The organism is Prauserella salsuginis, from assembly GCF_024648885.1.
GTDB lineage: Bacteria > Actinomycetota > Actinomycetes > Mycobacteriales > Pseudonocardiaceae > Prauserella > Prauserella salsuginis.
Genome location: NZ_JANBBF010000008.1, coordinates 14,644 through 27,279 on the forward strand (window position 1 = coordinate 14,644; position 12,636 = coordinate 27,279).

Genomic DNA, 12,636 nt, shown 5'->3' on the forward strand with positions numbered 1-12,636 from the left:
GCGAAGTCACCTTCGTGGGTGACGTCTACGAGGGGACGTGCCTTGCGCTCACCGGGGGTATCGGGTGGGTCCACGGTGTCGCGGTCGTGCGGATCTGACGGATTCGTGACATCGGCGCCGGTCCGGCCGCGAACGTCCGCGGCCGCTCCTACGGTGTCGGCATGCGTGTTCTCATCACCGGTGGCGCCGGATTCGTCGGATCGCACGTGGCGGACGTCCTGACCGAGCGCGGCCACGAGGTGCGGCTGCTCGACCTGCTGGTCGACACCGCCCACGGTGGTGGCAGGCCGCCGGCCTGGGTGCGTGGTTACGACACGGTGCTCGGAGACGTGCGCTCCGACGAGGTCCTCGACTCGGTGCTGTCCGATGTGGATGTCGTCTGCCATCAGGCCGCGGTCGTCGGGCACGGGCTCGATCCGTCGGACGCGCCGCGGTACACCGCCCACAACGATCACGGCACGGCTGTGCTGCTCGCGGCGATGTTCCGGGCCGGGGTGCAGCGGCTCGTGCTGGCGTCGTCGATGGTCGTGTACGGCGAGGGTCGTTACGCGTGCCGCGAGCACGGCGTGACGCCGCCTGCGCCGCGGCGCAGCGACGCGATCGCCGGCGGGCGGTTCGAACCACCGTGCCCCCACTGCGGCTCCGACCTGGAACCGTTGCTCGTGCCGGAGGACGCTCCGCTCGACCCGCGCAGTGTCTATGCGGCGTCGAAGGTCGCTCAGGAGCATCTCGCGAGCGCGTGGGCGCGGCAGACCGGCGGCGACGTGTGGGCGTTGCGCTACCACAACGTGTACGGCCCGAGGATGCCGCGAGACACCCCGTACGCGGGCGTGGCGTCGCTGTTCCGCTCCCGGCTGGAACGTGGCGACGAGCCGGTGGTGCTCGAGGACGGCGGGCAGCGGCGCGACTTCGTCCATGTGCGCGACGTGGCGCTGGCGAACGCGCTCGCGGTGGAACGGCCGACCGAGGGCCTCACCCCGGTCAACGTGTGCTCGGGTGAGCCGCACACGGTCGGCGAGCTCGCGGCCGAACTGTCCCGTGCGATGGCGGGCCCGGAGCCGCGGATCGTCGGCGGTGCCCGGCCCGGGGACGTGCGGCACGTCGTGGCGGACCCGGCGCGGGCGCGCGAGCTGCTGGGCTTCCAGTCGTCGGTGCCGTTCGCGGCCGGTGTGACGGCCTTCGCGACTGATCCGCTCCGTTCCTCCGCCGGTCTCGGCTGAGCGCACCGGCATCGCGACCGGCGCGGGTCAGCCTGCCAGGGGCAGCCGAACCTCGAACCGGCACCCCGGCCCGTGGTTGCGCACCTCGATGCGGCCGGAATGCGCCTCGACGAGGCCTTTCGCGATCGCCAGGCCGAGGCCCGCGCCGGCCGGCTGGTCACCGGACTCCGGCGTGCGGGCGGCGGTGCCGCGGTAGGCCACGTCGAACACCTTCGGCAGGTCGGATTCGGCGATGCCACCGCAGGCGTCGTCGATCGCGAGTACGCCCCGGCCCTCGTCGACACCGGCGTGCACCACGACCGTGCCGTCCTGCGGTGTGTGGCGGATGGCGTTGGACAGCAGGTTGCGCACGACGCGGCCGAGCTCGGTGTCGCTGCCGAGTACGACGGGCCAGGCCGCGGCGTCGGTGTGCACCCGGATCCGTTTCCGGTGTGCGACGGGCCCCTGTGCGGCCAGGGCGTCCTCGACGACCTCCCGTAGCGGCACGGCCGCCAACGTCAGGTGGAGCGCGCCGGCGGTGATGCGGGAGAGCTCGAACAGGTCGTCGACCATGCCGGACAGCCGCGCGCTTTCGGTGCCGATCCGGTTCGCGTAGTCGGCCACCTCCTCGGGCCTGCTGACCACCCCGTCGGACAGCGCCTCGGCCATCGCGCGAATCCCGGACAGTGGGCTGCGCAGGTCGTGGCTGATCCACGCGACGAGCTCGCGACGCGATTCCTCGGCGGCCCGTTCCCTGCGGCGCGCCTCGCGTTCCCACACACTGCGGCGCGCGATCAGGCGTCCGAACAACACGGCCACTGGCACGGTCACGAGCGCCACCAGCAGGCAGACGAGCCACATCGTCGTGAGGGTCGCGTCGAACATGAACCCACTGATGCCGAGCACGCCCGCGAACATGGCGATCACCGGGATCAGGACCAGCACGGTCATCGTCGTGGCCAGGGTGCGGCGGCGCACCGCGCGGAGCACCAGCGCGCCGGCCAGCACGACGGGAATCACCAGCGCCAGTGCCACGGGCAGAATGTGGAGTGCGTGCTCCAGCATCGCTGCGAAGGACTCGTCGGGCGTGATCATGAGCGGAGGCCCGCGTCGTAGCGGTAGCCGACGCCCCACACGGTGGCGATCCGGGCGGGCTCGGCGGGCACCCGTTCGATCTTCTCCCGCAGCCGTCGCACGTGGACGGTCACGGTGGACTGGTCGCCGAAGTCCCAGCCCCACACGCGTTCGAGCAACTGCTGCCGCGTGAACGCCTTGCCGGGATGGGTGAGGAAGAACCAGAGCAGGTCGAACTCGCGGGTGGTCAGTGCGAGTCCACCGCCGTGCAGTGTCGCGGTGCGCGCTGCGGGGTCGAGCGTCAGCGGCCCGTCGGTGACCACGTCTCCGGAACCGGCGGTGTCGGCCGCGGGCCTGACGCGCCGCAGCACCGAGGTCACCCGCAGCGCCAGCTCGCGCGGACTGAACGGTTTCGTCACGTAGTCGTCCGCGCCGAGTTGCAGCCCGGCGATCCGGTTCTCCTCCTCGCCCAGGGCGGTCAGCATCACCACCGGCACGTCCGAGGCCTCGCGTGCGCCGCGGATCCGGCGGCACACTTCCAACCCGTCGAGGTCCGGGAGCATCAGATCGAGCACGACGAGGTCGGCGGGGCGCTGCTCGTGGGCGCGGAGCGCCTCCTGTCCGGTGCCGGCGAGCGCGACCGTGTATCCGGCGAGTTCGAGATATCGGCGGACGACGTCGCGGACGGTCACGTCGTCGTCGACGACGAGGATCGTGCCCTCGGAATCGGCCCGCGCGGCCGCGCTCGTGGTCATGGCGATCCTCCTCGTCTCACGCGGGCAGCCGTCCGCGTCACCAGTTCGTCAGGAACAGATGGTTCACCGCGAGTGCGGTCGCCGCTTGCAGCGCCAGCCACCAGCGTGCACTGCGTGCCGGTAGGAACGCCGCGGCAGCGAGGAGCCACACGGCGAACGGCAGCCAGATGCGTTCGACCTCGGCCTTCGACAGGCCCGACAGGTCGGCGGCGGCAACGGTCACGACGGCACCGGCCACCACGGCCACGAGGCGAGGTGCGGCACGCAGCCCGCACGCGGCCCGGCGGAGCGCCGGCCCGATAGCCGGACCGGTCGCCAGGGCCAGGCAGCCGAGGTTGGCCCACACCCAGAAGGTGTACGGCCGGTCCGCGGCGATGCCTTCGTAGTAGCGGTCGACCACGGCGTGGTACCCGTCGAGCCACCAGAACCCGCCGAGCGCGAACAGCCCGACCACGGCGAGAGCACCGGCCACGGCGAGGCCGAACGCCCGCCAGGCGCGGGTGGCCACGACGACGGCGAGCGCGATCGCGCCCAGCGTGATCAGCCCGTACGAGAGGAAGATGCCGAACCCGAGGATCGCGCCCGCGGGCAGGGCCCACGCCGGGTGGCGCACCGCAGCGAGTGCGAGCAGCGCGATGCCGGTGGCGGTCACACCCGCGAACAGGGCGTCGGCCGAGACCCCGAGCCACACCGCGCCCGGGAACAGCACCAGCAGCGGCAGCGCGGTGCGGGCGCGGTCGCGGTGACCGAGCAGCGACACCGTCGCCGGGACGGCCACCGCCGCGAGGGCACCGGCCAGCACGCACACGGTCGACGCGGCGACCCCGCCGCCGAGCCCGATGCGGTCGAGCCAGACGAACACCAGCGTCGCACCGGGCGGATGGCCTGCCACGTGGACGGTCCACGAGTCCGGTTGACCGTGAGCGATGCGGTCGGTGAAGCCGGCGAGCATCGCGGGGATGTCGGTGATGCCGGGGACCTCGGCCAGATACTCGGTACCGGGGGTGAGCCGGCCCGCGAAGCCCCGCTGCCAGCCGTCCACGAGCGCGAGCGAGGTGATCCAGCCCAGCGCCGTGACATAGCCGAGCACCAGAGCCCTGCGCCAGGGCAGGCGCGCCGCGAGTGACGGCCCGTAGCAGATGGTGAGGACGGCGAGCAGCACCGCGGGCACCGTGCCGGGCCCGGCGTGGGCCAGCGGCGTGCCGAGGAGCGGCCACTCCCCGAAGTCCTCCGGGGCTCCCTTGAAGGAACTCGGGCCGAGCTGGCGAGCGGGATTCCACCAGAGGGTGCCCGCCACAGCGGCACCGACCAGCGCGACGACCACGGTGGCGGCGAGGAGGTCGGCGGGAGGCACCGGCCGGCTGCGGGTGGCCGGGCCGGAGGGTTCGCCACCGGGGTCGTCGCGCTGGTCGGCGGTCATCGCCGTCGAATCTAGCGGCGCGGCCGCCGGCGGCCCAGCCGACGCGGCGTGACGTCAGGACTTCGTAAGACGTTCCGGGTGATGCGACGGCCGGCAGCGCGCCGGCGGCCGCGACGTCAGGGTTTCGTAAGCCGCCGCTCGGTTTCCGCGCCGCGTCCGGTCGTCCTAGCGTCGGAGAGGTGGACGACGACGCAGAGGGGACCGAACTCGCGGCCCCGAGTAGCCCGGCGGACGGCGCGGCGCACGGCACGGTGGACGTGGTGCTGCCGTGCCTCGACGAGGCCGCGGCGCTGCCGGGCGTGCTGGCCCGCCTGCCTGCCGGATACCACGCACTGGTGGTGGACAACGGTTCGACCGACGGCTCGGCGGACGTGGCACGGGCCCATGGCGCGACGGTCGTCCCCGAGTCCCGGCCCGGTTACGGAGCTGCCGTCCACACCGGACTCGTCTCGGCCACGGCCGACATCGTGTGCGTGATGGACGCGGACGGCTCCCTCGACGCCGCTCGGCTGCCGGATCTGGTGGCGCACGTCCGGTCTTCCCGGCTCGTCGTGGGTGCGCGGCGACCGGTGACCGCGACGGCCTGGCCGTGGCACGCGCGGACGGGTAACCGGGTGATCGCGGCGCTGCTGCGGCGGCGCGGCGTGCCGGTGACCGACCTCGGCCCGGTGCGGGTGGCGTACCGGACGTCGTTGCTGGCGCTGGACGTGCGCGACCGTGCGTTCGGCTATCCGCTCGAGGTGCTGTTGCGGGCGGCGGAGGCGGGCTGGTCCGTGGTGGAACTACCGGTCGACTACCACGAGCGAGCGGCCGGCACGTCCAGCAAAGTGACGGGCTCGGTCCGGGGCACGTGGCGAGCGGTCCGCGACATGGCGAGGGTCCTGTGACCGGCGCGGTCGTGCTGGTCGTCGCGAAAGCGCCGGTGGCCGGAGCGGCGAAGACGCGGCTGGCGGCGTCGGTCGGCGCCGTGGCGGCGGCCCGGGTGGCCGCGGCATCGCTGCTGGACACGATCGAGGCGGCGGTGCACACCCCGGCCGCGACGACCGCAGTCGCGTTCACGGGTGACGTCTCGGCCGCGGAGGAGCATGCGGAGCTGGTGGGGTTGCTCGGCCGGTGCGTGGTGTTCGGTCAGCGGGGCCTCGGGTTCGCGGAGCGGCTGGCGGCCGCGCACGCGGACGTGGCCGACCGGTACGCGGGGGCATCCGTGGTGCAGATCGGCATGGACAGTCCCCAGGTCACGCCGGGGCTGCTCGCATCGGCGCTGTCCCGGTTGGACACCGTGGATGCGGCGCTGGGCCCGGCCGTGGACGGCGGATGGTGGGCCCTCGCGCTACGGAATCCGCGCCACGCCGCGGTGCTCAGGGGAGTTCCGATGTCCACTGCGGACACGGCGGCGGCCACTCGTGCGGCGTTGGCGGGCATCGGCCTCGACGTGGCGGCCCTGCCGCTGATGTCCGACGTGGACACCGAGCAGGACGCACGCGCGGTGGCGCGCTCGGTGCCGGGCAGCCGGTTCGCACGCGCCGTCGAGACCGAACTCGGCGCAGGCAGCGCTGCGCAGTGGCAAGGGCCGCAGTGGCAAGGGCAGCGGTGGGAAGAAGGGGAGCGGTGAACGGGTTCGACACCGGCCTGCTGGGCGGCCCGGCCTGGCTCGAAGCGGCGAGTGGTGCCCGTATCGCCCTGCCCGCAGAACGGTGGCACGCGGCACCGGCCGACGGCGACGAACTGCTGCTCGGCGCCTGCACCGGGCCGACCGTCGACATCGGGTGCGGCCCCGGACGGCTGAGTGCCGCTCTCGGTGACCTGGGGGTGCCGGTACTGGGGGTGGATTCGTCGCCGGTCGCGGTGGACCTGACCCGGCGGCGCGGCGCGCCCGTCGTCCTGCGCAACGTCTTCGAGTCGTTGCCGGCCGAAGGCCGTTGGCGCCACGCGCTGCTGGCGGACGGCAACATCGGGATCGGTGGCGATCCGGTGGGCCTGCTGCACCGGGTGGCGAGGCTGCTGGCCCCGGGCGGGAGCGCGCTCGTGGAGCTCGACCCGCCTGGCGGTGGCCTGCGGCGGGGCCGGGCACGGGTCTCGACAGGGGAGAGCGCGCCCGGGACCTGGTTCGATTGGGCGTGGGTCGCCGCCGACGCCGCTCCCGGACTCGCCTCCGACGCGGGCCTGCGGTTGGACTGGGTGGTGGGCCGCGGTGGCCGGTGGTTCGCGGAGTTCCGCAAACCCGGCAGGGCGTCGGATCCGCCGGGTGATGCCGAGCGGCAGGCCGGGTCCTGAGCCGGGCCGATCGCGCGGCCGAGGCTTGTCGGCCCGGTCGTGGCGGAGCTACCGTCGCCGCGGACCGAGTGTGCCCGTCCGCGTGGGCACCGGCACGACCTGGAGGGCAGCGTGGCCCAGAAGGCATTCGCCTCGTCGGCGGACCTCGACGAGAAGGAACGGACGCTCGAGGTGCTCGCCGACGGCGTGTACGCCCTCACCGCCGAGGGCGACCCGAACGTGGGCGCGATCGAGGGCGAGGACTTCCTCGTCTGTTTCGAGGCCCTGGCCACGCCCGTCGTCGCCCGCGAATGGCTGGCCATGCTGCGCGAGTACACGGACAAGCCGGTGCGATACCTGGTGCTGTCGCACTACCACGCGGTGCGGGTGCTGGGTGCGTCGGCATTCGACGCCGACGTCATCGTCGCCCACGAGAACACCCGCGCACTGGTTGCCGAGCGCGGAGCCGAGGACTGGGAGAGCGAGTTCGGGCGGATGCCGCGGCTCGCGAAAGGTGCCGAGTCGGTGCCGGGGTTGACCTGGCCGACGCTGACCTTCTCCGACCGGCTGACCATCGACCTCGGCGGCGACCGGGGAGACCTGGTGCTCGACCATTGCGGCCGCGGGCACACCGAGGGCGACCTCGTGGCGTGGCTGCCGCAGCAGAAGATCCTGTTCGCGGGCGATCTCGTGGAGGCCGAAGCGGCGCTGTACACCGGCGACGCGTTCCATCGCGAATGGGCGTCGTCGACGTTGGATCGAGTCGCGGCCTACGGTGCCGAGCAGTTGGTCGGCGGCCGCGGCGGCGTCACGAGGGGCCGCTCGGCCGTCGACGCCGCCATCGCCCAGACACGGGAGTTCCTCAGCGTGATGCTCCGCGAGGTCGGTGCGGTGCACGAGTCCGGAGGCACGCTCAAGGAGGCTTTCGACCGCGCCCACGCCGCACTGGCACCCGGCTACGGGCATTGGCCGATCTTCGAGCACTGCCTGCCGTTCGACGTCTCCCGGCTGTGGGACGAACTGTCCGGCGTCGAGCGCCCGGTGATCTGGACGGCCCAGCGCGACCGTGAGGTGTGGGACCGGCTGCAGGACTGAGACGGGCGGAGGATGAAGCGTGGCAGACCTCGACGACGCGGTCGCCACCCGTGGTGTCGCGGTGATCGGTGCGGGCCCGGTCGGACAGACGACGAGCCTGCTGCTGGCCCGCCGGGGCGTGCCCGTGGTGCTGCTCGACGGCAGACCGGAGCGTGACCCGGTCGGCTCGAAGGCCATCTGCCAGCAGCGCGACGTGCTCGACGTGTGGGAGTTCGCCGGCGGCGGACGGCGCATCGCGGCCGAGGGCGTGACGTGGCGGACCGCACGGACGTTCCACCGTGACCGCGAACTGTTCGCCGACCACCTGCCCGACGCGGGGGTATCGGAGTTCCCTCCGTTCGTGAACATCTCGCAGGCGCGGGTGGAGGAGATCCTCGACGAGCAGATCGCGCGGCAGCCGCTGATCGAGGTCCGGTGGGACCGGGAGGTGGTGGGACTCGCGCAGGACTCCTCCGGTGTGACGATCCGGTGCGTCGGTGGCCGAGACCTGCGTGCCGCGTATGCGGTGGCGTGCGCCGGTGCCCGCGCGGAGTCCGTCCGGCGGGCACTCGGCGTGACCTTCGGCGGGCGCTCGTTCGACGACCGGTTCCTGATCTGCGACATCCGCGCTGACCTGCCGGACTGGGCCGATGAGCGCCGGTTCTACTTCGACCCGGCCTGGAATCCGGGCAGACAGGTGCTGATCCACCCGTGTCCGGGCGGCGTGTTCCGGATCGACTGGCAGGTGCCCGAGGATTACGACCTGGTGGCGGAGCAGTGGTCCGGAGCGCTGGACGAGCGGATCCGCGCGATCGTCGGCGACGTCGGCTACGACGTCGTCTGGTCATCGGTGTACCGGTTCCATTCCCGCGTGGTGGACCGGATGCGGGTCGGCCGGGTGTTGCTGGCCGGCGACTGCGCGCACCTGTACGCCCCGTTCGGCGCCCGCGGGCTGAACTCGGGTGTCGGCGACGCCGACAATGCCGCGTGGAAGCTCGCGTGGGTGCTGCGGGGCTGGGCGGGCGAGGCGCTGCTGGAGAGCTATCACGCCGAACGTCACGCCGCTGCGGAGGAGAACCTCGCGGTGACGACGGCGACCATGGATTTCCTCGTCCCGCACGACGAGGACCGGCGGCGCAGGCGGGAGGCCGTACTGACCGGCGCGGTGTCCGACCCGGGGCTGCGCGGGCAGGTCGACTCGGGGCGGCTCGCGGAGCCGTTCTGGTACGTCGCCTCGCCGCTGACCACGGTCGACGAGACTCGTCCGTTCGCGGGCAGGCCGCCGCGTGCGACGGTGCCGTCGCCCGGCCCCGGCATTCTGGTTCCCGACGTTCCGGTGTCGGTGGCCGATTGCACCCGACTGCGGGAACTCGCCCGCAGCGGCTTCCTCGTCCTGGCGGCGCCGGAGGCGGACCTGGCTGCGGCGGAGGCCGTGCTGACGGCAGGGAACAGGCGCGGCGGGACGGACGAGGGGGAGTGGACGGGACCGCTGCGGGTGCTGGCGGCCGACGACGTCGACCCGACCGGATCCGTGGCGGCCGAGCTGGGCATGCGCAGCGGGGAGCTGTGGGTGCTGCGACCGGACGCGTACGTGGCCGCGGTGATCACCGACCCACGGGACCTCGGGCCCGTCCTGCGCCGGGCCTGCGGCCGCGCGGCCACCCCTGTCCGGTGACGGCGGCGCAGGCCGGGGAATCGGCCCCGCCGAGGGCTGGCGTCACGCCGTCCGATGCCGCATTCTCGTTCATCGCCGCGCCCCGCCTGCCGGGCGAGGTGCGGTGCGCCGGCAGGCGACCGCCTCCCCGGCACGGTTCGAACAACGGAGTTCACATGGAACCGCAGTCCCCACTGCACGGATCCGCAGCGGCCGGCGACCGCCGACCGGAACGGCGGAAGTTGACGACCGGCGAACGGAAGGTGCTGGCCAGCACCCTCGCCGGTACGTCCATCGAATGGTTCGACTTCTTCATCTACGCGCAGGCCGCCGGTCTGGTGCTCGCGCCACTGTTCTTCGGCCCGCTCAGCGAGGAGTCACCCGGGCTCGCCGCGGTCGTGTCGCTGGCGACGATCGGCATCAGTTTCCTGTTCCGGCCGCTCGGCGCGATCATCGCCGGACGATACGGTGACCGCCTCGGCCGCAAGAAGATGCTGGTGCTCACGCTCGTCACGATGGGCGGGGCGACGACCCTGATCGGCCTGCTCCCGACCTACGCGGAGATCGGTGTCGCGGCCCCGATCCTGCTGATGCTGTTGCGGATCCTGCAGGGATTCTCCGCGGGCGGCGAGTGGGGCGGCGCCGCCCTGATGTCGGTGGAGCACGCGCCGGTGAACCGGCGAGGGGTGTTCGGAGCGTACCCGCAGATCGGCGTCCCGATCGGCCTGATCCTCGCCACCGGCATGCTGTGGGCGGTCACGTCGCTCACCACGGCGGCGCAGTTCGAGGCGTGGGGCTGGCGGGTCCCGTTCCTGTTCTCCGTGGTGCTGGTCGGCGTGGGCTACGCGATCCGGCGGGCCGTCGAGGAGAGTCCGGTGTTCCAGGAGATGCTGGAGCGGCGGAAGGAATCGTCGGCACCGCTGCGGGACCTGATGCGCGGCCACAAGCGGGAAGTCGTATTGACCGCGCTGATCTTCGTGGGCAACAACGCGGCCGGGTACCTGGTCATCGCGTACTTCCTGACCTACGGCACGAACGTGCTCGGGCTGGAGCGGTCCGCGATCCTGACCGTGATCGTCATCGCCTCGGTGGCCTGGCTGCTGTCCACACTGTGGGGCGGGATGTTGTCGGACCGCATCGGCCGCGTGCGCACGTTCCAGTTCGGCTACGCGTTCATGTTCGTGTGGATGCTGCCGATGTTCCTGCTGGTCGACACCGGTGACCTGATGCTGTTCGCCGCCGGGATCGTGATCCTGGCCCTGGGACTCGGCTTCTCCTACGGCCCGATGTCGGCCCTGTACGCCGAGATGTTCCCGGTGAGTGTGCGCTATTCGGGCGTGTCGATCGGGTATGCGCTCGGTGCGATCCTCGGCGGTGCGTTCGCCCCGACGATCGCCGAACTGCTGGTGCAGGGCACCGGATGGGGCGGTTCGGTCGGCCTGTACATCATGCTGCTCGCGGTGATCTCGGGCGGCGCGGTGTCGCTGGTGAAGGAGCCGAAGGGGGTCGACCTCGGGGTCGACGCTGCCGCAGGGCGGGCGTCCGCCGACCGCGCAGGCACCTGACGGGGCACGACGACCGGTGCCGCATTCGGACGGTGTGGCGTCGTGGCCCGGCCTCGTCCAGGGCGGGCCACGACGCCACGCGACGACGGAGGCCGCCGGCCAGGACATGAGGGCCCGCCAGGTCTTCGGCCCGCACACCCTGTCGGTGACGAGCCGGTTGACCGACTGGGCTTCTCGACGGCCGACTTGGGACCGACCCGAGTCGGCCGTCGACGCGCAGATCGGCGAAGTTGCGGCTGCGCAGCAGCCGCTGAATGACCTTCACCGAGTCACCCGAGGCGCCCGGGTCGAGGCGGCATGCGCGATCAGCGGCCGAATCAGCAGACGCCATCGCTCGGCCGGGGGACGCCGAGCCCGAAGAGCGGACGGAGCTTGATGCCGACCCAGGTACCGAACAGCGCGAACGCGCCCCACAGCCAGCCGTGCAGGCTGCCGGTGGAGATGCCGCCGAGATAGGCGCCGATGTTGCAGCCGCCGGCGAGGCGGGCGCCGAGTCCCATCAGGACGCCGCCGAGGACCGCGGCGACGGCCGTGCGCCACGGGATCTCCGCCCTGATCTTCCAGGCGCCCGCCGCGGCGGCGGCGACGGCCGCACCGAGAATGATCCCCACGTTCGTGAGCGTCGTCTTCTCCGTCCACACCGAGTCGCTCAGCATCTCGGCGAACCGTGGCTGCTGCCAGAAGTCCCACGTCTCGGGATGCAGACCGATCAACTGCAGCAGCTTCGCGCCCCACAGGGCGAACGCGGTGGTCACACCCCAGATGCCACCGGAAACGAGTACGACCGCGGCGGCCAGCACGCCCAGCACGAGGGCTCCGACCAGCATCGGCCAGGAACCGCGGAACACCCGGGCGACGCCCCTCGCGGTGGGCGGAGTGCCGACGGGCGGCGGGTTGCGCCGGGCCTGGACGACCCGGGTCGCCACGACGATGAGCAGGAGGACCGCGAGCGTGATCGCCCAGGAACCGAACCATCCGACGTGGTCGGACAGCAGCACGCCCGGTACCGCGGGCCAGCCGTCGAGTACGGGGAAGGCGAACGTGTAGAGGACCGAGCCGATGACGAACCCGCCCAGCGTGAGCACGATCGTCGACTGGCCCGAGCCGACGGCGAACAACGTGCCGGATGCGCACGCACCACCCAGTTGCATGCCGATCGCGAACAGGGTGGCGCCCACGAACAGCGCGAGCCCGATGGGTCCTGCACTGGCCTCGGGCGTGGTGCCGAACAGCCCGGTGCCGGTGCCGATGACGAGGGCGATGAGCGTGGCCGCGGTGCCGAGCAGCAGAGTGTGAGCGCGCAGCCCCTCGCCGTTGCCGACGCCGATCAGCTGCCTCCAGGCGGAGGTGAAACCGAATCGGGAATGGAACAGCGCCGCCCCGAGCAGCAGCCCGATGACCAACAGTGCGCCGAACTGGGCGCCGTGCACGGACCAGACGTACCAGGCGAGTGCGAGGGCGCCGATTCCCGCGACGACGAGGGGCACCGGCCGCACGGGGCCTTCGGGTTCCCGGTGCGGCGCCGGCCCGGAGGTCGGCGACGTGGTCAGGAAGGTGCGTACGGGGGTGGGGTCGGTGTCGGTGGACACGGTCGCTCCTGCGTCGATGCGATGCCGCGGCCGCGGCGATCCACAGTGGAACC

Annotated in this window: 11 protein-coding genes; 7 read left to right on the forward strand and 4 right to left on the reverse strand. The window is 72.6% G+C overall.

Annotated elements, in window-relative coordinates; genetic code table 11:
- Positions 1–161: 161 nt before the first annotated feature.
- The gene (locus LY40_RS01535; protein WP_183786869.1) at positions 162–1,220 is read left to right on the forward strand and encodes an NAD-dependent epimerase/dehydratase family protein; all 1,059 of its coding nucleotides are present in this window, start codon (positions 162–164) and stop codon (positions 1,218–1,220) included.
- A 27-nt stretch (positions 1,221–1,247) separates the two neighbouring features.
- Here the strand turns inward: LY40_RS01535 and LY40_RS01540 are convergent, their stop codons facing one another.
- The 3 genes from LY40_RS01540 to LY40_RS01550 are packed head-to-tail and all read right to left on the reverse strand — an operon-like array spanning position 1,248 to position 4,448.
- Positions 1,248–2,294 (reverse strand): sensor histidine kinase, encoded by a 1,047-nt coding sequence (locus LY40_RS01540; protein WP_183786868.1) that lies wholly within the window; start codon positions 2,292–2,294, stop codon positions 1,248–1,250.
- Positions 2,291–3,028, reverse strand: a complete 738-nt coding sequence (locus tag LY40_RS01545; RefSeq protein WP_183786867.1) for a response regulator transcription factor — start codon at positions 3,026–3,028, stop codon at positions 2,291–2,293. The genes LY40_RS01540 and LY40_RS01545 overlap by 4 nt, the downstream gene beginning before the upstream one ends.
- Positions 3,029–3,065: 37 nt before the next feature.
- The gene (locus LY40_RS01550; protein WP_258935703.1) at positions 3,066–4,448 is read right to left on the reverse strand and encodes a hypothetical protein; all 1,383 of its coding nucleotides are present in this window, start codon (positions 4,446–4,448) and stop codon (positions 3,066–3,068) included.
- 251 nt (positions 4,449–4,699) lie between these two features.
- Between LY40_RS01550 and LY40_RS01555 the strand changes: the two genes are divergently transcribed.
- The 6 genes from LY40_RS01555 to LY40_RS01580 all read left to right on the forward strand — a co-directional run bounded on the left by LY40_RS01555 (position 4,700) and on the right by LY40_RS01580 (position 10,994).
- Positions 4,700–5,335, forward strand: coding sequence for a glycosyltransferase family 2 protein (locus LY40_RS01555; protein WP_183786925.1), 636 nt, complete (start codon positions 4,700–4,702; stop codon positions 5,333–5,335).
- A complete protein-coding gene (locus LY40_RS01560; RefSeq protein ID WP_258935704.1) occupies positions 5,332–6,060 on the forward strand; it encodes a TIGR04282 family arsenosugar biosynthesis glycosyltransferase in 729 nt (242 codons plus the stop codon). The genes LY40_RS01555 and LY40_RS01560 overlap by 4 nt, the downstream gene beginning before the upstream one ends.
- Positions 6,057–6,722: a methyltransferase domain-containing protein gene (locus tag LY40_RS01565; RefSeq protein WP_183786864.1), complete on the forward strand. Its 666-nt coding sequence runs from the start codon at positions 6,057–6,059 to the stop codon at positions 6,720–6,722. The genes LY40_RS01560 and LY40_RS01565 overlap by 4 nt, the downstream gene beginning before the upstream one ends.
- A gap of 111 nt (positions 6,723–6,833) precedes the next feature.
- Positions 6,834–7,796: an MBL fold metallo-hydrolase gene (locus LY40_RS01570; RefSeq protein ID WP_258935705.1), complete on the forward strand. Its 963-nt coding sequence runs from the start codon at positions 6,834–6,836 to the stop codon at positions 7,794–7,796.
- A 19-nt stretch (positions 7,797–7,815) separates the two neighbouring features.
- Positions 7,816–9,450: an FAD-dependent monooxygenase gene (locus LY40_RS01575; protein ID WP_258935706.1), complete on the forward strand. Its 1,635-nt coding sequence runs from the start codon at positions 7,816–7,818 to the stop codon at positions 9,448–9,450.
- A 155-nt stretch (positions 9,451–9,605) separates the two neighbouring features.
- Positions 9,606–10,994 carry an MFS transporter gene (locus tag LY40_RS01580; protein WP_183786861.1) on the forward strand — a complete coding sequence of 463 codons (1,389 nt, stop codon included), beginning with the start codon at positions 9,606–9,608 and terminating at the stop codon, positions 10,992–10,994.
- Positions 10,995–11,311: 317 nt separating this feature from the next.
- Here LY40_RS01580 and LY40_RS01585 read toward each other — a convergent pair whose 3' ends face one another.
- Positions 11,312–12,583 (reverse strand): YeeE/YedE family protein, encoded by a 1,272-nt coding sequence (locus LY40_RS01585; protein ID WP_372497696.1) that lies wholly within the window; start codon positions 12,581–12,583, stop codon positions 11,312–11,314.
- Positions 12,584–12,636: the final 53 nt, after the last annotated feature.